Origin of the sequence: Bradyrhizobium sp. sGM-13, from assembly GCF_018398875.1 — a bacterium.
Classification (GTDB): Bacteria; Pseudomonadota; Alphaproteobacteria; order Rhizobiales; family Xanthobacteraceae; genus Bradyrhizobium.
Genome location: NZ_JAGWDK010000002.1, coordinates 432,139 through 453,686 on the forward strand (window position 1 = coordinate 432,139; position 21,548 = coordinate 453,686).

At 62.5% G+C, this 21,548-nt stretch carries 19 protein-coding genes; 18 read left to right on the forward strand and 1 reads right to left on the reverse strand.

From position 1 onward, the window contains the following. The first annotated feature begins 15 nt into the window (after positions 1 to 15). The 10 genes from KJQ96_RS04440 (at position 16) to KJQ96_RS04485 (ending at position 10,810) form a co-directional block, all read left to right on the forward strand. Positions 16 to 1,293, forward strand: a complete 1,278-nt coding sequence (locus KJQ96_RS04440) for an amidohydrolase/deacetylase family metallohydrolase (protein ID WP_213285471.1) — start codon at positions 16 to 18, stop codon at positions 1,291 to 1,293. 130 nt (positions 1,294 to 1,423) lie between these two features. After that, entirely contained in the window at positions 1,424 to 3,715 is a 2,292-nt protein-coding gene (locus KJQ96_RS04445) for a xanthine dehydrogenase family protein molybdopterin-binding subunit (protein WP_249733748.1), read from the forward strand. After that, entirely contained in the window at positions 3,712 to 4,548 is an 837-nt protein-coding gene (locus KJQ96_RS04450; protein ID WP_213285473.1) for a xanthine dehydrogenase family protein subunit M, read from the forward strand. Before KJQ96_RS04445 ends, KJQ96_RS04450 begins: the two co-directional genes overlap by 4 nt. Beyond that, positions 4,545 to 5,750 carry a 2Fe-2S iron-sulfur cluster-binding protein gene (locus tag KJQ96_RS04455; protein WP_213285474.1) on the forward strand — a complete coding sequence of 402 codons (1,206 nt, stop codon included), beginning with the start codon at positions 4,545 to 4,547 and terminating at the stop codon, positions 5,748 to 5,750. The genes KJQ96_RS04450 and KJQ96_RS04455 overlap by 4 nt, the downstream gene beginning before the upstream one ends. Positions 5,751 to 5,829: 79 nt before the next feature. Next, positions 5,830 to 6,984 (forward strand): ABC transporter substrate-binding protein, encoded by a 1,155-nt coding sequence (locus KJQ96_RS04460; protein ID WP_213285475.1) that lies wholly within the window; start codon positions 5,830 to 5,832, stop codon positions 6,982 to 6,984. 70 nt (positions 6,985 to 7,054) lie between these two features. Then, positions 7,055 to 7,927 (forward strand): branched-chain amino acid ABC transporter permease, encoded by an 873-nt coding sequence (locus KJQ96_RS04465; RefSeq protein WP_213285476.1) that lies wholly within the window; start codon positions 7,055 to 7,057, stop codon positions 7,925 to 7,927. Beyond that, positions 7,924 to 8,970 carry a branched-chain amino acid ABC transporter permease gene (locus KJQ96_RS04470; RefSeq protein ID WP_213285477.1) on the forward strand — a complete coding sequence of 349 codons (1,047 nt, stop codon included), beginning with the start codon at positions 7,924 to 7,926 and terminating at the stop codon, positions 8,968 to 8,970. Before KJQ96_RS04465 ends, KJQ96_RS04470 begins: the two co-directional genes overlap by 4 nt. Continuing rightward, a complete protein-coding gene (locus KJQ96_RS04475) occupies positions 8,970 to 9,752 on the forward strand; it encodes an ABC transporter ATP-binding protein (RefSeq protein ID WP_213285478.1) in 783 nt (260 codons plus the stop codon). Before KJQ96_RS04470 ends, KJQ96_RS04475 begins: the two co-directional genes overlap by 1 nt. Then, positions 9,745 to 10,449, forward strand: a complete 705-nt coding sequence (locus KJQ96_RS04480; RefSeq protein WP_213285479.1) for an ABC transporter ATP-binding protein — start codon at positions 9,745 to 9,747, stop codon at positions 10,447 to 10,449. Before KJQ96_RS04475 ends, KJQ96_RS04480 begins: the two co-directional genes overlap by 8 nt. Then, positions 10,439 to 10,810, forward strand: a complete 372-nt coding sequence (locus tag KJQ96_RS04485; RefSeq protein ID WP_249733717.1) for a Rieske (2Fe-2S) protein — start codon at positions 10,439 to 10,441, stop codon at positions 10,808 to 10,810. The genes KJQ96_RS04480 and KJQ96_RS04485 overlap by 11 nt, the downstream gene beginning before the upstream one ends. Before the next feature lie 7 nt (positions 10,811 to 10,817). Here KJQ96_RS04485 and KJQ96_RS04490 read toward each other — a convergent pair whose 3' ends face one another. Beyond that, positions 10,818 to 11,678, reverse strand: coding sequence for an alpha/beta hydrolase (locus KJQ96_RS04490; RefSeq protein ID WP_213285480.1), 861 nt, complete (start codon positions 11,676 to 11,678; stop codon positions 10,818 to 10,820). 383 nt (positions 11,679 to 12,061) lie between these two features. On the opposite strand from KJQ96_RS04490, the gene KJQ96_RS04495 reads away from it, so the two are divergent. The 8 genes from KJQ96_RS04495 (at position 12,062) to KJQ96_RS04530 (ending at position 21,548) form a co-directional block, all read left to right on the forward strand. Then, on the forward strand, positions 12,062 to 13,408 hold the full coding sequence (locus tag KJQ96_RS04495) for a PotD/PotF family extracellular solute-binding protein (protein ID WP_213285481.1): 1,347 nt from the start codon (positions 12,062 to 12,064) through the stop codon (positions 13,406 to 13,408). A gap of 89 nt (positions 13,409 to 13,497) precedes the next feature. Beyond that, complete coding sequence (locus tag KJQ96_RS04500; protein ID WP_213285482.1) at positions 13,498 to 14,358, forward strand: ABC transporter permease; 861 nt, start codon at positions 13,498 to 13,500, stop codon at positions 14,356 to 14,358. A 29-nt stretch (positions 14,359 to 14,387) separates the two neighbouring features. Beyond that, on the forward strand, positions 14,388 to 15,248 hold the full coding sequence (locus KJQ96_RS04505; protein ID WP_375293136.1) for an ABC transporter permease: 861 nt from the start codon (positions 14,388 to 14,390) through the stop codon (positions 15,246 to 15,248). An 8-nt stretch (positions 15,249 to 15,256) separates the two neighbouring features. Next, a complete protein-coding gene (locus KJQ96_RS04510; protein WP_213285484.1) occupies positions 15,257 to 16,363 on the forward strand; it encodes an ABC transporter ATP-binding protein in 1,107 nt (368 codons plus the stop codon). 25 nt (positions 16,364 to 16,388) lie between these two features. Further along, entirely contained in the window at positions 16,389 to 16,877 is a 489-nt protein-coding gene (locus tag KJQ96_RS04515; RefSeq protein WP_213285485.1) for a (2Fe-2S)-binding protein, read from the forward strand. Between the two features lie 2 nt (positions 16,878 to 16,879). Then, positions 16,880 to 19,267 carry a xanthine dehydrogenase family protein molybdopterin-binding subunit gene (locus KJQ96_RS04520; protein WP_213285486.1) on the forward strand — a complete coding sequence of 796 codons (2,388 nt, stop codon included), beginning with the start codon at positions 16,880 to 16,882 and terminating at the stop codon, positions 19,265 to 19,267. Between the two features lie 12 nt (positions 19,268 to 19,279). After that, positions 19,280 to 20,083 (forward strand): xanthine dehydrogenase family protein subunit M, encoded by an 804-nt coding sequence (locus KJQ96_RS04525; protein WP_213285487.1) that lies wholly within the window; start codon positions 19,280 to 19,282, stop codon positions 20,081 to 20,083. A 7-nt stretch (positions 20,084 to 20,090) separates the two neighbouring features. Beyond that, positions 20,091 to 21,548: an amidase family protein gene (locus tag KJQ96_RS04530; protein WP_309142362.1), complete on the forward strand. Its 1,458-nt coding sequence runs from the start codon at positions 20,091 to 20,093 to the stop codon at positions 21,546 to 21,548.

Sequence of the window (21,548 nt, forward strand, 5' to 3'; positions counted from 1 at the left end):
CAGGAGAGATTGTTCATGTCGATCAGCGCCACCTTCGACCAGCTTCTGCGCGGCGGCCGCGTGATCTGCCCGGCCTCCGGCATCGACGGGATCAGGGACGTTGCCATTCGCAATGGCAAGATCGCGGCGGTGCAGAGCGACATTTTGCCGACCAGCGCCAGAGAGGTGATCGACGTGAGCGGCAAGCTGGTATTGCCGGGCCTCATCGATACCCACGCGCATGTCTATCAATATGTCACCGGCCGCTTCGGCATGAATGCCGACATGGTGGGCGTGCAGTCCGGCGTGACGACATTGGTCGATCAGGGCGGTCCGTCCTGCATGACGTTGCCGGGCTTCCGACACTTCGTCGCCGAACCTGCGAGGTCGCGCGTTTATGCCTTCCTGTCGGCTTATCTGGTGGGCGGGCTAGAGGGTCATTACTATCCGCAACTCTATAGTCCTGAAGGCGTCGATATCGACGCCACAGTGAAGGCGGCGACGGCCAATCTCGACATTGTTCGCGGCATCAAGGCCCATGCGGAAATCGGCGGTTTCGCGCGCTGGGGCATTCGCGTCATCGAAATGGCGGCCGAGATCGGACGCCGCGCCGATCTGCCGGTCTATGTGCATTTCGGCCAGCTCTGGGGCCTGCCCGAAAGCGGCACCAACGGCGAAGACGTCGATACGATTTTAGCGCGCGTAATTCCTTTGTTGCGCGAAGGCGATGTGCTGGCGCATCCGTTCACGCGTCATCCGGGAGGCTTCGTCAACCGTGAGGGTGAAGTGCATCCGGTGATTCAGGCGGCGCTCGATCGCGGCTTGAAGGTCGACGTCGGTCACGGCAGTCATTTCTCCTATCGTCTCGCCAAAAAAGCGATCGCCGCCGGAATTATTCCCACCACGCTCGGCGCGGACATTCACGGTTACAACACCCATGTGCCGGCGCCTGCCGGCACCCCGGACCAACACGAGGACGACGAAAATCATCCCTTCGCCGGCCAGGCCAAGTTTAGCCTGGTCCAGGCGATGAGTTCGATGATGGCGCTCGGGCTCACGCTTGAACAGGTCGTGCCGATGGTCACCTCCAACCCGGCCAGGATGCTCGGCCGTGCTGACGAGATCGGCGCTCTCAAAGTTGGCAGGGACGCCGACGTCTCGGTGATCACGGAGCGAACCGGACGATTTGTCCTTCGCGACAACGAGAACAATGAAGTCATCGCCGAGCGTCTGCTGCAGCCTGAGTTCTGCCTGCGCGCCGGTGCGCGATACGACGCTGTGGCGCCAATTCTGCCGCAGGCCGTTGCGGCGTAGCTAGGTCAGCGCCAGTTCGATCGGGGAGAACGTCACCGTGCGCAGTGAGCGCGAGTTTCCTTCCGCAGGCGGAGCGGGCGCCGGACAAGGCGTCGGCGCGCGTCTGCCGCGGAAGGAAGACGATCGGCTGATGCGGGGCCGCGGCCAGTTCGTGGCCGACATTCGCCTTGCCGGGCTGCAGGACGTCGCTTTTGTGCGCAGCCCTTTGGCGCATGCGCTGATCCGCGGCATCCATGTGCCGGAACGTTTTCGCGGCAGTGTCTTCACTGCGGCGGATCTCGCCGGCGTCAATCCGATCCGCGCGGTTTCAGGGTTGCCGGGCTTCAAAATTTCCGAGCAGCCGGTGCTCGCCACTGGCAAAGTGCGTCAAGTCGGAGAACTCGTCGCCATGTGCCTGGCGCCGACGCGCGCCGAAGCCGAGGACATCGCGGCGGCGGTGATGCTCGATCTCGAAGAGCTTCCCGCGGTCCACGACATGCGACGGGCGCGCGAGCCGGGTTCGGCTCTGGTGCATGAGCATTGGGGCGACAACGTCTTTCTCGAAACCAATTTCGAGGTCGACATCTCCGGGGCGCTCGATGCGCCGATCAAGGTGTCGCGCGAGATATCGACTGCGCGGCAGTGTATGTCGCCGCTCGAGGGGCGAGGCGTGGTCGCGACCTTCGATCACCGTCTCGACCAGCTCACGCTCTATTCCTCGGCCCAGATGCCGCACATCACGCGCAGCGGCCTTGCCGAATGCCTCGGCATGGAGCAGGGCCGAATCCGGATCGTTTCGCCTGATGTCGGCGGCGGCTTCGGGCACAAGGGAATCCTGCTGCCGGAAGAAGTCTGTCTTTCGTGGCTAACGATGCGTCGCGGCCATCCGGTGCGCTGGACCGAGGATCGCCGCGAGCATCTCATCGCCAGCTCCAACTGTCGCGAGCACCATTACAGGATCACCGTCTATGCCGATCGTGACGGCCGGCTGCGGGGCATCGACTGCGAAGCGACCGTCGATTCCGGCGCTTACTCGTCCTATCCGTTCTCGGCGTGCCTTGAGGCGGCGCAGGTCGCCAGCATCCTGCCTGGACCTTATTTGATGCCGGCCTATCGCTGCCGGACGTTTTCGGTCGCCACCAACAAGTGTCCGATACTGCCCTATCGCGGCGTGGCCCGCACCGGCGTCTGCTTCGCGCTGGAACTGATGCTCGATCTGGTCGCCGCGGAAGCCGGACTGGAGCCCGGCGAAGTGCGGCTGCGCAATCTGGTGCAGCCCGAGCAGATGCCGTTCGACAACATCACCAACAAGCACTTCGACAGCGGCGATTATCCCGAGGCGATGCGACGCGCCCTAGCAGCTATCGACGTCGAAGGCGTGCGCGAACGCCAGCGCAAGGGCGAGGCAGATGGACGCCGGATCGGCGTCGGCGTCTCCATCTATTGCGAGCAGGCCGCGCATGGGACGTCGGTCTATTCCGGCTGGGGCATCCCGATGGTGCCCGGCCATGAACAGGCGTCCGCGCGCCTGACACCGGACGGCGGCCTCGAACTGCGGGTCGGGGTGCATTCGCATGGGCAGGGCATGGAGACGACGCTCGCGCAGGTCGCTCATGAGATGCTGGGTGTCGACGTCGCCAAAGTACGCATCATCCTCGGCGACACGGCGATGACGCCGTACTCCACGGGCACGTGGGGCTCGCGCTCGATGGTGATGGCGGGCGGCGCCGTCGCAACCGCCTGTCGTGAGCTGGGCGAGCGCGCCAGACGCATCGGTGCCAAGTTGTTGCAGCACGATCCGGCTGCGGTCGTGCTGCAGAACGGCGAAGTTCGCGGCGTCAACGGCAGCGTCACCTTGAAGGAAATCGCCCATACCTGGTATCGCCGCCCGCAGGATCTGCCTGCTGACGTTGATCCCGGCGGACTGGAGGTCACGGCAGGCTACAAGCCGCAGCGCGACACCGGAACCTTCAGCTATGCCGCGCATGCCGCGATCGTCGCGGTCGATCCGGATCTCGGAGAGGTCGAGATCCTTGATTATGTCATCGTCGAGGACGGCGGCGTTCTCGTCAATCCGATGGTCGTGGACGGCCAGATCTATGGCGGTCTGGCCCAGGGCATCGGCACCGCGCTGTACGAGGAGATGCCGTTCGACGCCGCCGGTCAGCCGCTGGCGACGACGCTCGCGGACTATCTGCTGCCTGGTCCCACCGAAGTGCCGACGCCGCGTCTCGATCACATGGAGACCCCGTCGCCGTATACGCAGTTCGGCGTGAAGGGCATCGGCGAGGGCGGCGCGATCGCTCCGCCCGCCGCGATCGCCAACGCCGTCAACGACGCGCTGCGGCCGCTCGGCGTTGAGCTGATGCAGTCGCCGATTACACCCTATCGCGTCGTCGAGGCGGTTCTGGCCGCGCGCGACGCAGAAAGGCCGGCGGCATGAAACCGGCGCCCTTCGGCTACGAATGCCCACGCGACTTGCAGGCGGCACTTGCCGTGCTCGGCGAGGCCAAGGCTTCTGCCAAGATCATCGCCGGCGGTCAGTCGCTTGGTCCGATGCTCAATCTGCGGCTGGTGGAGCCGCAGCTGATCGTCGACATCTCCGGTCTCGCCGAGCTCAAGCAGGTCGAACGTCGTGGCGACGAACTCGTGCTTGGGGCCTGTGTCACCCATGCCGACATTGAGGACGGACGTATTCCGGACGTCACGCGTGGCGCCATGCAGCGCGTCGCCGGCAACATCGCCTACCGCGCCGTGCGTAATCGCGGCACGGTCGGCGGATCTCTCAGCCATGCCGATCCCGCGGCAGACTGGGTATCCGCGCTCTCGGCGCTGGGTGCGCGATTGACGCTGCGAAGCCTTTCAGGCGCGCGCATGGTGACGATGGAGGACTTCATCGTCGGTGCGCTCGAATCAGCGCTACGCGATGGCGAGATGGTCGAGACCATCCACGTCCCGGCGATGCCGGCATCGGCGCACTGGGGCTACGCCAAGAGCTGTCGCAAGACAGGCGAATTCGCGCATGCGATCGGCGCAATCCTGATCGATCCGAGCGCTGCGACCGCCCGCGTCGTGATCGGTGCGATCGAATCGGCGCCGATCGTCATCACAAGTGCGGCAGAGCTGTTCGGCGGACGCATTGCCGGCGATTATAAGGGTCGCTTCGATGCGCGTGTCGCTGATGTCCTGCTGGCAAAAGCGGGCGTCTCGAATGCTGCGCATCGGCATATTCATGTGAACGTGCTCAAGCGAGCGGTCAGCGAGGCCGCCGCATGAACATGATTGCACTCACCGTGAACCAACGCGCGGTGCGGGCTCTTGCGGAGCCGCGCACCCACCTCGCAGACTTCGTTCGCGAGAAGCTGGATCTGACCGGCACCCATCTTGGTTGCGAGCACGGCGTCTGCGGGGCGTGCACCGTGTTGCTCGACGGCGTGCCGGCGCGTTCGTGCATCACCTATGCGGTGGCCTGCGAAGGGGCAGAGGTCACCACGATCGAAGGACTCGATGAGGACGAGGTTACGGCGGAACTGCGCGCGGCCTTCACCCGCGAGCATGCGCTGCAATGCGGCTATTGCACGCCGGGAATGCTGGTCTCCGCGCGCGATCTGGTGCTGCGCCTGCCGCAAGCCGACGAGCGCCTGATCCGCGTCGGATTGAGCGGCAATCTGTGCCGATGTACCGGCTATGTCGGTATCGTGCGGGCGGTGCAGTCCGTGATCGAAGCGCGGCGCGCTCGCGATATCGCGCCCGAACCGGACGGCGGCTGTAAGATCCTGGGTCCCGTGGGTTCGAGTCGAAGCGTGCATCATGGCGCGGACCGCGCCGAACGCGTCTGGCCGGCAGCAAGCGAACAAGCGTCGCCTGAAGCGGCCCGTTCGGTTTCTTCGATTTCGGATTTCGTCCCGGCCACCGTTCTGAACCAACAGTTTAGCGTCACGCATCCGCCTGAGCAGGTATTTGAGATGTTTGACGACATCGCAGCCGTCGCAGCGTGCCTTCCCGGCGCGTCGTTGACGACGCCCCCGAAGCCGGAGCGCGTTGAAGGTGCGATTCGGGTCAGGATCGGTCCGATCGCCGCGACATTTCTGGGTGCCGCGCGCGTCGAACGAAATCCGACCGATATGTCCGGCCGCATCGTCGGCATCGGCAGCGACCGGCGCAGCCGGTCCTCGACGCAGGGCGAAATTCGCTATCGGCTGGTGCCGATCAAGCAGGGAACGCGGGTCGATCTTTCCATCGGGTACACGCTGACGGGCATGCTGGCGCAGGTCGGAAGGCCGGGGCTGGTGCGCGATCTCGCGGCGCGATTGATCGCGGAGTTCGCCGCCAATCTCGACCGCCGCCTGTCGGGTACGTCACCAGACGACGCCACGGCGGCCGAGCTGAACGGCATGGCGCTAATTTTCAGTCTTTTGCGCGCGCAGGTGGCGCGTTGGGTTGGTCGTTTTTCGTCCAGGAATGACGGAGCAACGTGATGGATCGAAGTCTCCGCGCAATGCGGAAACGACGAGGTTTGGACTGCAAATAGATGAACAGCGTGAGATTGGAGAACATATGACACCGACTTTCAGACTAGTTCCAACGATTGCGCTGGCGGTCGCCTTGCTGAGTGGTGCCGCCGAAGCTCAAACCATCAAAATTGGTGTTAATGAACCGCTCACCGGCGCATTCGCCGCGTCCGGTACCTACGTCGTCAACGGAGCCAAGATCGCAGCCGATGAGATCAACGCAAAGGGCGGCATTCTCGGCAAGAAGCTCGAGCTCGTCATCGAGGACAATAAGAGCAATCCAACGGAAGCAGCCGCCGTCGCCGAAAAGCTGATCACCAGCGACAAGGTGCCGGTCCTGATGGGGGCGTGGGGCTCGAGCCTGACGCTCGCCGTGATGCCCAAGCTGATGGAATACGAAACGCCGATGGTGGTCGAGACTTCCTCGTCAGGCAAGATTACCACGACCGGCAATCCCTATATTTTCCGTATCTCGCCGCCGTCGGCGATCGAGGCCGCGGCGTTCAAGGGGATTGTCGATAAGCTCGAACTGAAGAAGGTCGATTTCCTTGTCATCAACAATGACTGGGGTCGCGGCACCGCTGAAGACTTCAGCAAGATGATGAAGGAAAAGGGGATCGCGGTCGGGGCCATCGAGACCATGGACCAGGGCGCCCAGGATATGAGCGCGCAGCTTTCCAAGCTGAAGGGCACCGATTCCGAAACCATCATCGTGACCACAGCGGTGGACCAGCTCACATTGATCTTCAAGCAGGCCGCCGCACTCGGCCTCAAGAAGCGCATCATCACCACCGGCGGCTCGCAAAATCCGGATCAGATCATCGCGCAGGCCGGTGCTGCGGCCAACGGTACCATGCATCTGACGACCTTCCTGCCCTGGTTCCCAGACAAGACGCCGAACCCGGAAGCGACCAACTACTTCATCGCCGAATGGAAGAAGCGCGGCTACGACTTCGCCGGCTGCACCGAGAGTTTTCGTGGCTATGACGGTATTCGCACCGCGGCAGCGGCGATCGAAAAGGCGGGCAAGGCGGAGCCTGCGGCGATCAAGGCGGCTCTGTGGGATATCAAGGTGAAGGGCCTGAACGGCGACATCGTGTTCCGCAAGTCCGGTCCCGAAGGCAAGGAAAGCGGCCAGAGCCAGCCCAACGTCTATCTCATCGAAATCACCGACGGCAAGATCGGCATGAAGACGCTCTGACGTCACGTTACTGACCGGCGGGGCAGCGGCAGACCGCGGCCCTCGCCGGCATAGGGATCCGGGAGCCACCTTGAGCGAGTTTTTGCAACATCTGATCAACATGCTGGTGCTCGGCGGCACTTATGCGCTGCTGGGCATCGGACTGACATTGATCTTCGGCATCATGAATGTCGTGAATTTCACGCATGGGGTGCTGTACACGTTCGGCGCCTACATTATGTTCATCGTGGTGCATCAGCTCGGGATTAACTTCTTCCTGGCACTGCCGCTCGCCGTGTTGGCCGGCTGGCTTCTTGGCGCGGCGATCGAGCTGACCCTGCTGCGGCCGCTGCGCGGCTCCGACATCGACACGACCATGCTGGTTATGATCGGCGCCTGGATCGCGATGCAGTCCGGAGCGCTGTGGATTTGGGGTGGCGTGGCCAAATCGGTGACGACGCCGTTTCCCGAGGCGCCGCTGGTGCTGGGACCGGTCTCGGTATCCTGGCTGCGGCTGTTCGTGCTCGCAGCGGCGGCGATGCTGATCGTCGTCACCTATCTCCTGATCAACAGGACAAAGCTCGGCTGTGCGATGCGGGCGACGTTTCAGGATCAGGACACCGCCTCGCTGATGGGCGTCAATGTCGACCTGATCTACACTTCGACCTTCGCGATCGGTTCGAGCCTTGCCGCCGCGGCAGGCGCGCTGCTCGGTCCCGTCTACGTGATCTTCCCGCAGATGGGCGATCTCGCCGCCGTCAAGGCGTTCGCGATCGTGATCCTCGGCGGGCTCGGCAACATCACCGGCGCGGTCATTGGCGGCTTCATCCTGGCTTTGGCGGAGGAACTGGGCGCGGGCTATGTTTCGTCGGGGTACCGCGACGCCATGGGCTTCTTGATCATTATCGCGGTTCTGATTTTCAAGCCGACTGGACTTTTCGCGCGTTCGGAGCGCGTCGGATGAAGTCAGCACTCGCCATTCTCTCGGTCGTCGCGTTTGCATCGGTGCCGTTCTGGCTGCGCGATCCGTATCTCATGAACGCATTGATCACGACCGGCATCTTCATCATCGGAGCGATGAGCCTCAATCTGCTGCTTGGGTTCACCGGTCAGCTCAGCCTCGGTCACATCGCGTTCTTCGGCATTGGCGCTTATGTCAGCGCATTGACCTCACTTGGTTTCGATGTGGGCTTGCCCTTCGGCTTTCGCATTGTTCACGCTCCCTGGCCGCCGATCGTGGGCTTCGTGTTGGCCATCGTCGTTGCGGGATTATGCGGATATCTCGTGGGGCTGCTCTCGTTTCGCGTTCGCGGCGCCTATTTCGTGATCGTGACGATTTCCTTTGCCGAAGTGGTCCGCCTAGTGGCGCTGAATTGGGTTGAGCTGACGCAGGGCCCGCTGGCGCTGACCAACGTTCCCTTGATGACGATCGGATTGCCGGGTCTCGGAGATCTGACCCTCCGCACCAAGCTGCAGAACTATTACCTCGTGCTTGCCGTCGCGGTCGTGACCTACGTGCTGATCTCGCGACTGGTCCATTCGCATTTCGGCCGCGCCATGCGCGGGCTGATGGAAAACGAAACGCTGGCGGTATCCGTTGGCATCGACGTGACAAGGACACTCACGCTGGCGGCGGTGATCTCGGCCGGGATCGCGGGCGCAGCCGGCAGTCTTTACGCGCACTACATCCGGATCATCGATCCCGAGGTGTTCGCCTTCATCAACACGGTGACGATGGTGATCATGGTCATCACCGGCGGCAAGGGGTCGCTCGCCGGTCCCGTCGTCGGCGGCATGATCTTCGGACTGTTGCCTGTATTCCTGCGTCCGATCATGGCACCGGAGGCGCAATGGATCGCGTATGGTGGCGTGCTAATCGTCATCCTGTTCGTATTGCCGCGCGGCATCGTTCCGTCGCTGGCGTTACGATTTGCGAAACGGCGGAGCCGGCCCGAAAAGGCTGCTCCGGTCGCCTTTTCCGAGCGAAGCGTCAAGGAGCACGCGTGATGACGCCTGCTGCGACCGCATTGAAGGTAGAAAAGGTTGCCGTACACTTCGGCGGGCTCGTTGCGCTCTCGGACATGAACTTTACGGTCGGCGAGGGCGAGATCGTCAGCCTGATCGGGCCTAACGGCGCCGGCAAGACGACGGCTTTCAACGTCGTCACCGGTTTCCTGGATCCAACCCACGGCGCCGTGAGCTATCGCGGGACGGCACTCAATGGACGGAAGCCGCATCAGATCGCCGAACTCGGACTGATCCGTACCTTCCAGCGCACCAGCGTGTTTCCGAACGACACCGTTTACGACAATCTGCTGATCGGGCTGCATCGCCAGGGGAAGGTGAGCCTTCTCGAGGCCATTCTGGGCCTGCCGCGCGCCCTGTCGTCACAGCGGCGTTTGCGGGAGCGCGCCAGCGAACTGGTCGAATGGGTTGGTCTCGAACGCCGCGCCCACGATCTTGCAGGCTCGCTGTCTTATGGCGAGCAGCGTCTCGTCGGCGTGGCGCTTGCGCTTGCCGCCGAGCCATCGATGCTGCTGCTCGACGAGCCTGTCTCCGGTATGAACGCTTCGGAAACTCACACCTTCGTGCAGTTGGTCCGCAACATCAGGGATCGCGGCGTCACCATCCTGCTGGTCGAGCACGACATGCCGATGGTGATGAGCGTCTCGGATAGGATAGTGGTGCTGAACTACGGCCGGATCATTGCCGAGGGACCGCCGGACGTGATCCGGAACGACCCGGCTGTCATCGAAGCCTATCTCGGGCAGGGGGCGACACGTGCTTGAGATCCGCGAGATGGTGTGTAGCTATGGCGGGGTCACGGCTCTCCGCGGCATTTCGCTGGAGGTCAAGGCTGGGCAGCTTGTCGCCCTGATCGGCGCCAACGGCGCCGGCAAGAGCACCACGCTTCGCGCGATCTCCGGGCTCGTTGCGCCGCGTTCGGGATCGATGCTGTTCGAGGGCAAGGACATTGCGGGCGCCAAGCCGCCGCGCGTAGTGGCCTCAGGGATCGCACATTGTCCGGAAGGACGGCGGGTATTTCCGCATATGACGGTCGAGGAAAATCTCGACATGGGAGCCTATCTGCGCAGCAGTGCCGCCGAGATATCGGCAGACCGCGACCGGATCTATGCCGAATTTCCGCGCCTCGCCGACCGCAAGCGGCAGGCGGCCGGCACCTTGTCTGGTGGCGAGCAACAGATGCTGGCGATCGGCCGGGCGCTGATGTCACGGCCGCGCTTGATCATGTTCGATGAGCCTTCGCTAGGGCTTGCGCCCAACATCGTCGAGCGGACTTTTGCCATCATTCGCGGCATCCGCGATGCCGGAACGACGGTGCTGCTGGTGGAGCAGAACGCGTTTGCGGCGCTCGAGATGTGCGACCACGCCTATCTGCTGGAAGGTGGCCGCATCGTTCTGTCCGGATCAGGGGCCGACATGATCGAGAACGAGCACGTGCGAAAGGCCTATCTTGGCGGGTGAGCGGCCCGAAACGGCGGCGTTGTCAGGCAACGAGCAATGGATGCCGGTCTGCGGGCTTAGTCGGCTGATTTCACAAACGATTGTCTGTATCCGCGTGACCGGCGTCGATTTGATCCTGATCTGGAGCGAAGGACGCGCGGTAGCCTGCGAACGGATGTGTCCGCACGAACAGGCTGACCTCAGTCTCGGACACCTGTCAGGAGGACGCCTGTTCTGTCCCCGTCACGCAGCCTCGTTCGATCTCCGTAACGGCCAGATTTCCTACGGCTGGCCGAGCCGGCCGTTGCGGCTATACCCGGTCCAGATCAGGGACGACCAGGTCTGGATGGATGCAGGCGCGATCAAGTCGCCCATGACTTAGGCAATGGCTATAGGACGAGCTTGCGGGCGATATCGACAAGCGCGCCGTCAGGACGCCGCAGCTCGCTGAGGATGCTGAAATGATCTGCGCCTTCGATCGGGCAAAGCCTGCCTGGCGCGCCCGCGGCTACGCGAGTTTCATGAAGCTGGATTGAATCGAAAACCAGTGCCGGCAGTTCGGCCGTGCCATAGGCGATGTCGAGGCGCTTGTGAACGGCGGGCAGGCGAAGCGGCGAAAGACTTGCGATTTCCTGGTCGGTCAGCTTCAGCGCATTGTTCAGCCCCGTATCGCGGATAGGTGCGAGATCGTATACGCCGGAAATTGCCAGTCCCGCCGTGATGCGCGGGTGATCGAGCGCCATTGCGACGAGATGGGCGCCGGCCGACCAGCCCGAGAGCACGATGGGCCCGGCGATGCCGTATGATGCTCCGTTTTCGGCCAGCCAATCGAGCGACAGGGATATCTCCGTCACGATCTCAGTCAACGAAGCGTCGGGAGCCAACGAATATCCGGGAATGGCAACCGACCAGCCGTGCGCTGCGACGCCTTCGACCAGCATGGCAAACACTTCGCGCGAATTGCGCTGCCAGTAACCGCCGTGCAGGAACACCAAGCAGGGTGCTGTCATCTCGGCGGCTGGATAGAGATCGATCTTCGTCTTTTCGCGGTCGCCATACGTCAGATCCAGAAACGATCTACGGCTGGCGCGAAGCGCTTCGGACAACTGGTTTCTTTCCGCGATCAGTGCTGCGCTGTTCTTCACCGCCGCATTGTTATCATAGGCGGCGTCGCGCTCCGCTTGGGAAAGCGCAGCCCAGTTCAGCCGGGGATCGAGAATTCTATCCTTGGTCGCCGAGATATCAGTCACGCACGTCACTCCTGCAGAAACGTTGCCATTTAAGTCGCTGAGAGACAATCACCAGTATATGGCGCTGCCAGTCCCCGCAATCGAAAGAAGAAGGAGCAACTACTGACACTCCAGGTCCTGGGAGTCGCAGATACCTCTGTCGGGGTCGGATCTGGATCTGGCTGCGGCCGGCCGTACTTCCAAAGTAAAGGTCAAATTGTAGATCGGCATGCCGCCACATTGGGCAGGCTGTGATTTCCATTAGTCGTCCTTATGCCCGGCATTTTAACTTCCGATTTTACAATCTGATTTCTCCGTCGCTACGCTTCGTCATCAACCCGGTCGCGCAACGAACGAGCCGGTTGGAAGAGCAAGCTGGTCCATGAACGCGAACGGAGAAAACGATGTTCGATGACGACAATGGCGCCGCGAAAGGCTCTTCGCCCACGCTCTCGGCGAAGAAGAAAGGCATTTCAAGACGCGCGCTGCTCAAGGCTGGAGCGGCTGCGACGGGTGTGGCGCTCGGATCCGAAGCTATCAGCGGATTTCCGACCATCTGGGCGCAGGAGATCAAGGATATCGAACTCCGGCACGTCGGTGTTTCCTATTCAGTGGTCAAGGCAATCGGCGACCAGGCTGCAAAAGACCTTGGCTTCAAGGTCACGATGCAGAACCTCGACACGTCGGCTGCGATCAACCGTTTCATCAGCCAGCCCGACTCGGTCGATATCGCCGACCTCGAGGGATGGCAGGCCAAGCTCGCTGCCAAGCGCGGCGTGATCCAGGGTATCGAGGTGAAGAAGATCAAGGAGTTCGACAACATCCTGCCGATCTTCACCAAGGGCGAAATCGACGGCCACAAGATTCCGCGGCAGGGCATTTCTCCCTATGAGGCGATGTATATCGCAAAGCCTAACGCAACCGAGTTGCATGATGGCGTTACTGAATGGGCGACCTTCCTGCCGCAAGTCTATAACGCCGACTCGATCGGCTATCGTTCCGATCTTGTCGGTCGCGAGGTGACCGAATGGAAGGATCTGATCGACCCGAAATTCAAGGGCAAGGCGGCGATCCTCGATGTCCCGGCGATCGGCATCATGGACGCTGCGCTCTGCTTCGAAAGTGCCGGCCTGATCAAGTACGGCAACAAAGGCAACATGACCAAGCAGGAGATCGATTTCACCTGCGACAAGCTGATTGAACTGAAAAAGGCGGGTCAGTTCCGCGCGACGTGGACCACCTTCGACCAGTCGGTGCAGTTGATGGCGGCGGGCGAGGTCGTAATCCAGTCGATGTGGTCACCGGCGGTTGCCGCTGTCCGCGTCAAGGAAATCCCCTGTGTCTACGCGCCGGTCAACGTCAAGAATGGCAAGGAAGGCTATCGCGGCTGGTGCAACGGCATGGGCCTGATGAAGCACCTGACCGGCAAGAAGCTCGATGCGGCCTACGAATATCTCAACTGGTATCTGTCGGGCTGGCAGGGTGGCTTCGTCGGCCGCTACGGTTATTACAGCCCGGTGCCGTCGACAGCCAAGAAGTTCCTGACCGCGGCGGAGTGGGACTTCTGGTACGACGGCAAGCCTGCGCCATCGGTCATCAACGATCCCTATGGCGTGCCGATGGAGAAGGCCGGCACCAAGCGGGACGGCGGTTCATTCCTCGATCGGGTCAAGAACATCTCTTGCTGGAACACGCTGATGGATGAAGCGGCCTACATGAACAAGCGTTGGAACGATTTCAAGATCGCTTGAGGCCAATCGGCCTGCCGGCGCCGGACGGGCGTCGGCGGCGCGGAAAATGTTGTTCGGAGTTCCAGAATGAAGAGCAGTCAGGCCAGGTGATGCAGCGACCAAATTTGAGTGCATGGCTATACGTCACGCCGCTGATGCTGGTGCTGGTCCCCTTTTTCCTGCTGCCGACCCTTGTCGTGCTGGTCGCGAGCTTCTTCGAGACCGATGGCTTCGGTGGGTTGTTGCCGACGCTTACGCTATCGAACCACGTCGACGTGCTCACATCGGCGCAGACCTTCCTTCTTTATGTGACGACGCTCAAATTTGCGATCCTGACCTGGCTTTTCACGCTGATCATCGGATTCCCGGTCGCATACTTTCTGGTCTTTCACGTCAGGAGCCAGTTGCTCGCGATCGGCCTTTTTCTGATCTGCACGATCCCGTTCTGGACGTCGAACATCATCCGGATGATTTCCTGGATTCCGCTGCTGGGAAAGGAAGGGCTGGTCAACTCGACGCTGCTCGGCATCGGCGTCATCCGGGAGCCCCTTGAAGTGCTGCTCTATTCAGGGCTCGCAGTCGTCATCGCCTATGTGCACCAACTGACGATCTTCATGGTGGTGCCGATCTTCAATTCGCTGGCGCGCATCGACAAGCGGGTGGTCGAGGCGGCGCTCGATGCCGGCGCCAGCCGGCTCGACGTGATGCGTTATATCATCATTCCGATGTCGAAGAGCGGCATTGCGCTCGGATCGACCTTCGTGATCTCGATCGTGATGGGCGATTTCTTCGTGGTCAAGGTGATGTCCGGCGGCGGTTCCGCCTCGGTGGTCAGCGCGTTCTACGAAAATGTCGGCGTGCTGCAATATCCGGCCGCGGCGGCGAGCGCCGTGCTGCTCACCCTCGTTCTCATTGCCATGATCGCCCTCATCCTGCGCGTCGTCGATATCCGCCGGGAGATCACGCAATGACGGTCGCTCTCGGCGAGGCTGACATGCCAATGATCAGAAGGCGGCGGATTTCCGCGGTCGCGCGCGGCGACCGTCACCCCTGGACCTTCTACGCGCTCGCCACCGTCTTCATCCTCTACGTCGCTGCCCTCTACGGCCCGATGATCTGCATCTACCTCCTGTCGTTCCAGGATATCCGCGGCGGCCTGGTGTTTCCGATGAAGGGCCACTCGCTGCACTGGTTCATCGATCTGTTCACGCAGGTGCGCACCGGCGACGTCAAGGGATCGTTCGATCGCTCGATCAAGCTTGCGGCGCTGGTCACAGTGATCACACTCGTGGTCTCACTGATGGCCGGCCTGGCGTTTCGCCGCCGCTTTCTTGGCGATACGGTAGTGTTCTACCTGATGATCGGCAGCCTTGTAGCGCCCGGATTGGTGCTCGGCCTCGGCATTGGCCTCTTGTTCCAGTGGATCGGCATCAGCCCGAGCTGGTACACGTCCGCGCTCGGTGCGCAATTGTCCTGGACGCTGCCGTTTGGCGTGCTCGTGATGTTCGCCGTGATGTCCCGCTTCAACAGCGCATGGGAGGAGGCGGCGCGAGACCTGGGCGCCAGCCGCTGGCAAATCATCAGGCTGGTGGTCATCCCTGTGCTGGCGCCGGGCCTTGTCGCGGTCGCGTTGTTCGGTTTCACGCTCTCCTATGATGAATTCGCCCGCACACTGCAGACCGCGGGCTCGCTCAATACCTTGCCGCTGGAGATCTGGAGCATGACGCTGAACGTCACTTCGCCGTCGCTCTATGCGCTGGGCACTGTCACCACGATCGTGTCCTTCATCATCATCGGTGCCTGCATCGGCGCCATCATTGTCATCAACAAGCGCCGCGGCATGCGCGCGACGGGTCATTGAGGTCTGGAATGCGCGCTGGGGCCGGCGATATCGAATTGGCAGGTCTCTGCAAGAGCTATGACGGCGTCACCAACGTGGTCGACGGCGTCAATCTGAAGATTCCTGACGGCGCCTATTGCTGCTTTCTTGGACCGTCCGGTTGCGGCAAGACCACGATCCTGCGGATGATTGCCGGGCACGAAGAGCCGACCGCCGGCGAGATCGTGATCGGCGGCGAGAACGTCGCAGGAATGGCGCCGGTCGAGCGGCGCACCGCGATGATGTTCCAGTCCTACGCGTTGTTTCCGCATCTCACCGTTCGCGACAACATCGCATTTGCACTGCGGGTGCGCGGGCAGTCGAAGGCCGAGCGCTATAAGGTCGCCGACCTCATGATGGAGAGGGTGCGGCTGACCGAACTGGCCGACCGTTTGCCCGGCAATCTGTCGGGCGGCCAGCAACAGCGCGTGGCACTGGCGCGCGCGGCGATCACGGAACCGCGGGTGCTGCTGCTCGACGAACCGCTGTCCGCATTGGACGAGCAGCTTCGCGTGCAGATGCGGCAGGAGCTGCGGCGAATGCAGCGCGAGCTCGGGATCACCTTCATTCACGTCACGCACACCCAGCTCGAGGCGATTGCGCTCGCCGATATCGTCGTGGTGATGGAAAAAGGCAAGATCAAGCAAACCGGGCCGGCGCGCGACGTCTATGCCTATCCGCACGACCGCTATGTTGCTGAGTTCTTGGGCGGGCAGAATGTGCTTTCGGGCAAGGTCGAAAAGGTCGGCGACAGGTTTGTCGTACTCTCTCAGCCCAGCCGCAGCGGAATCCAGGTTCGGCTGGGCGCCCAGGTGCGGGTTGCCGTGGGCGACCGCATCGATCTGGCGGTGCGGCGCGACGATATCGAATTGGTGCGCGCCGACGCCGACAACCCCGACGACGGCGCGACGGCGTTGCCGAGCCGGGTAACCGCAATCGAATATCAGGGCTCGTTCGTCAAGGTGATGCTCGACACGGTGCCTGACGAGGATTTCGTCGCCTACGTTCCGGAACGAACCTTTTTCCGCGATCCCTTCAATGTGGGCGACGTCCTGCTGGCCAAGTGGTCGGCGGGCCGCGCCCGTGTTCTCGCCTGATGTCGCCTATGACGGGAGGTCACCCATGATAGTCAGTTTCACGCTCAACGGCCGCTCGCGGACGGTTGACATCGAGCCATCGACGCTGGTCGCCGATCTCTTGCGCGAGAACCTTAATCTGACGGGAACCCATGTCGGCTGCGATACCAGCCAGTGCGGCGCCTGCGTCGTGCTCTTCAACGGCGAGGCGGTAAAGAGCTGCACCTTGCTCGCGCCGATGCTCGACGGGGGCATGTTGACGACGATCGAAGGCCTGTCGGGACCGGGTGGTTCGAACGCTCTGCATCCGATGCAGGAAGCGTTTCACCAAAATCACGGCCTGCAATGCGGCTTCTGCACGCCGGGCATGGTGATGACGGCGGTGGCGCTGGCGACGAAAAATCCGGCGCCGACGGAAGCGGAGGTCCGCCACGGCCTCGAGGGCAACATCTGCCGCTGCACCGGCTATCAGAACATCGTGGCGTCCGTCCTGGCCGGCGCTGCTGCAATGCATGCGCCCGGTATCGGAGAATAGCCATGTCGAACGTGATCGGAATTGGCGCAGCACCCCGCCGCAAGGAAGACTTCCGCTTTCTGACAGGCCGGGGCAATTATGTCGCGGACGTCAAGCGGGCCGACATGACGTTCGGCGTATTCATCCGCTCCCCGCACGGCCATGCGGTGATCCGCGGCATCGACAAGGCGCCAGCGCTGGCGCTGCCGGGTGTGCAGGCCGTGCTGACCGGCGACGACGTTGCCGCGGACGGGCTCGGGTCGCTGCCCTGCGGTTGGGGCATTCACGGCGCCGACGGCCTGCCGATGAAGGAGCCGCCGTTTCCGATGCTGGCGCAGGGCAAGGTACGGTTCGTCGGCGACATGATCGCCTTCGTCGTTGCCGATACGCTGGAGCAAGCGCGCGCGGCCGCTGAAGCGGTGGTAATTGACTATGCGGTGCTGCCGGCAGTGGTCGGCGTGCTTGAAGCCGTTCGTCCCGGCGCGCCGCAATTGTTCGATGACGTGCCGAACAACCTGTGTTGCGACTGGGAGCTCGGTGACAAGGCCGCCGTCGCAACCGCGTTCAAGAGGGCGGCGCATGTCGCGCGCCTCAGCCTCGTCAACAATCGCCTGATCGGCAACCCGATGGAGCCGCGCGCGGCGATCGCCGAGTATAATGGCGGAACCGGCCACTACACACTGTGGACCACCAGCCAGTTTCCGCATGTGGTGCGTTTCCTGATGAGCGCGCTGGTGCTGAAAATCCCCGAGCAGAAAATGCGGGTGGTGGCCCCCGATGTCGGTGGCGGGTTCGGCGTCAAGCAGTTTCACTATGGCGAGGAGGCCGTCATCACCTGGGCCGCCAGGCAAGTTGGCCGCCCGGTGAAATGGGTGGCGGATCGTTCGGAAGGTTTTGTCTCCGACCGGCACGGCCGCGATCACGTCACAGAGGCCGAATTAGCGCTCGACCAGAACGGAAAGTTCTTGGCGCTAAAGGTCGTCACCTTTGCCAATATGGGCGGTTATCTCTCTACGTTTGGCCCCAACATTCCGACCAATCTCTATGGTCCGTTGTTGAGTGGCGTCTACATGACGCCCGCGATCTACTGCAATGTGAAGGTCGTATTCACCAACACCGTGCCGGTCGACGCCTATCGCGGCGCGGGCCGACCGGAAGCGACCTTCGTGGTCGAGCGTCTGGTCGATGTTGCGGCCGCGGAAATGGGGATCGACCGCGTCGAACTGCGCCGTCGCAACATCATTCCCAAGGAATCCTATCCGTACCAGACACCCGTGCTGGTCGAATATGATTCCGGCGATCCCATGGGCTGTCTTGAGGACGCGCTTGCGTCGGCGAATGTCGCTGGATTTGCCGGACGCAAGGCCAAGTCGGAGCGCGACGGCAAATTCCGCGGTCTTGGCTTTTCCACCTATGTCGAGGCTTGTGGCCTTGCGCCGTCGCGCTTCGCAGGCCGCCTCGGGGCCCGCGGCGGCCTCTACGAGAGCGCCACCGTCCGAGTTCATCCGACCGGGCAGGTGACGGTTTTGATCGGAACCCATAATCACGGGCAGGGGCACGAGACCACCTTTGCGCAGATCGTGTCGGAAAAACTTGGCGTCGCCTTCGAGAATGTCGACATCGTTTTTGGTGACACCGACCGCGTTCAGTTCGGCATGGGCACCTACGGCTCGCGGTCGCTGGTGGTTGGCGGAGCGGCGCTGGCAAAGGCCAGCGACAAGGTGGTCGTGAAGGGCAAGAAGATTGCCGCGCATCTGCTTGAGGCGGGCGAGCAGGATATCCAGTTCAAGGCCGGAGTGTTCTCGGTCGCGGGCACCGACCGCATAAAGACCTTTCAGGAAATCGCCGGTGCCGCTTACGTGCCGCATGATTATCCGCTGGAGGTGCTGGAGCCTGGGCTGGAAGAGCAGGCCTATTACGATCCGGTCAATTTCACCTATCCCGGTGGCTGTCACATCGCCGAGGTCGAGGTCGATCCCGAGACGGGCACCGTGACGCTCGAGAAATATACCGCGGTCGACGACGTCGGCACCGTGATCAACCCGATGATTGTCGAAGGCCAACTGCATGGCGGCATCGTCCAGGGCATCGGCCAGGCGCTGTATGAGAATGCTGTCTACGACGATATCTCCGGGCAGCTCCTTTCAGGGTCATTCATGGATTACACCATGCCACGTGCCGATCATCTGCCTAACATGACCATCAAGACCCACTCTACGCTGTGCACCCACACGCCGATGGGCGTGAAGGGGTGCGGCGAGGTCGGCACGATCGGTTCGCCCGCGGCCGTCATCAACGCCGTTGTCGATGCGCTGTCGCATCTTGGCGTTCAGCACGTCGATATGCCGGCGACGCCGAACCGGATCTGGCGCGTCATCCAGAATGCGGCCATGCCGCGGGCGGCGGAATAGGAGGAAGCAACAATGAGGTCCTTTGCATTTCACAGGCCAAATACACTCTATGAAATGTCGGCTCTGCTCGGCGGTGTCATCGATAGCGTGCCGCTTGCTGGCGGAATGACGCTGCTGCCGACCATCAAGCAGAGGCTCGCCGCGCCGGCCGCGCTTGTCGATCTGTCGAAGATTCCGCAAATGTTCGGCATCGCCGTGACAGACGGTGTCCTGACAATCGGCGCCATGACGCGGCATGTCGACGTTGCCGAGTCCGCTGAAATCCGCAGCAAGGTACCACTATTGGCCAGTCTCGCCGCCGGCATCGGAGACCCCGCGGTTCGCAACCGCGGTACGATCGGTGGTTCAGTCGCCAACAACGATCCCTCGGCCGACTATCCTGCCGCCGTGCTCGCGCTCGACGCAACCATTGTGACCGATCGTCGAGAGATCGCTGCAGATGCGTTCTTCAAAGGACTGTTTGCGACCGCCCTTGAACCAGAAGAAATCATCACCGCGGTTCGCTTTCCCGTTCCCTCTGCCGGCGGCTACGCAAAATTCAAATCGCCCGCGTCGCGCTATGCGCTGGTCGGGGTCTGCGTGGCGCAGAAGGCAGGCAAGATCCGGGTCGCGGTGACCGGAGCGGGCCCCGGCGTATTTCGCATCGGCGCGATGGAAGCCGCACTCGAAAGTTCGTTCACGCCAGATGCAATCGCCGTCATCAAGGTGAGTTCGGAAAACCTCAGCTCCGATATTCATGCGGACGCGGAATACCGCGCGCATCTTGTGACAGTGATGGCAAAGAAGGCCGTGATGGCCGCTCTTCAGACCTTGTGAGGCTGCCGTGAAGACAGGAAGCGCCCGCGCCGACGGCGCCACGGAAGGCAATGCGTTGGCGAGGCTGTCGGCCGTTGAATTGCTGGAGGGCTATCGCGCCAGGCGGTTCACGCCGCGAGACGTCATCGAGGACGTGATATCAGCGCTGGAGCTGACCAATGCGTCCTGCAACGTGGTCGTGACCCCGGCATACGAACAGGCGCGTGCCGCCGCTGACCGCGCCACGGCGGCCTGGTCCTCCGGACAACCGCAGGGGAAATTGACTGGGGTGCCGGTAAGCATCAAGGATCTCGTCTATGTCGCCGGTGTTCGCGCGCTTGGCGGCGCGCCTGCCAACAAGGATCTAGTGCCGACCGTCGACGGCGCCGTCGTCGCAGCGCTCAAGGCGGCAGGTGCGATCGTCACCTGCAAGACCACGACCTGCGAATCCGGCTATAAACTCACGGCCGACAGTCCGGTGTCCGGCGTCACCCGCAATCCCTGGAACACGAAGCGGACCAGCGGCGGATCCAGCGGCGGCGCCGCGGCCTCGGTCGCCGCCGGATGCGGTCCGCTTGCGATCGGCACCGACGGGGTCGGCTCGGTACGTGTGCCTTCCTCGTTTTGCGGCGTGGTCGGCATCAAGCCGACCTTCGGGTTGGTCCCGAGAGCGCCCGGCTTCTCGCCACCGTCGTGGGCGTCTTTGGCGCACACCGGGCCGATCGCGCGCACGGTTGCCGACGCAGCCCTGCTTCTGGAAGTGATCGCGAGCCACGATCTGCGCGATCCTGCGAGTTTGCCGGTGCCGGCGCGCAGCTTTGATGCGACCCCGGTCAGGCTCGACGGAATCAGGATCGCTAGCAGCGCCGACTTCGGCTATGCGGCGGTGGTACCCGACGTGCGCACCGCCTTTCATTCGGCGGTCGACACACTCGCTTCGTTGGGCGCCAACATCGTTCCTGATTGCGTTCACTTCGAGCCTGACATGCTGGAACGGATTCTGAAGCCGATCGCTTACACGGAGCAGGCTGCAGCAGTCGCGGCCCGCGATGCCGGCGCGCTGGCAGGATCAGATAGCGACTACCGCGATGTCGTGGCGAAGGGAGCAACCTACAGCGGCGTCCAATATGTCGAGGCCGGCTATCGCCGCAACAGCCTGCGTGCGTCGTTCCTGGAGATGTTCGACAAGCTCGATGCGATCGTCACGCCTACGGTTGCGGTGACGGCATTTCCGGCCGGTGCACTTGGAGTCGATGAAATCGACGGCGTTGCCGTCGACCGTCACCTAGGTTGGTCGCCGTTCTCTTGGCCGATAAATCTGACCGGGCTGCCGGCCGCCACGATTCCTTGCGGCTTCGACAGCGACGGGCTTCCGATTGGGCTTCAGATTATCGCGCCGTGGCTCGACGAGGGGCTGATCGTGCGCATCGCGGCCGCTTTCGAGCGGGCGCGACCCTGGACTCAGTTTCGTCCCCAAATGTGTTGA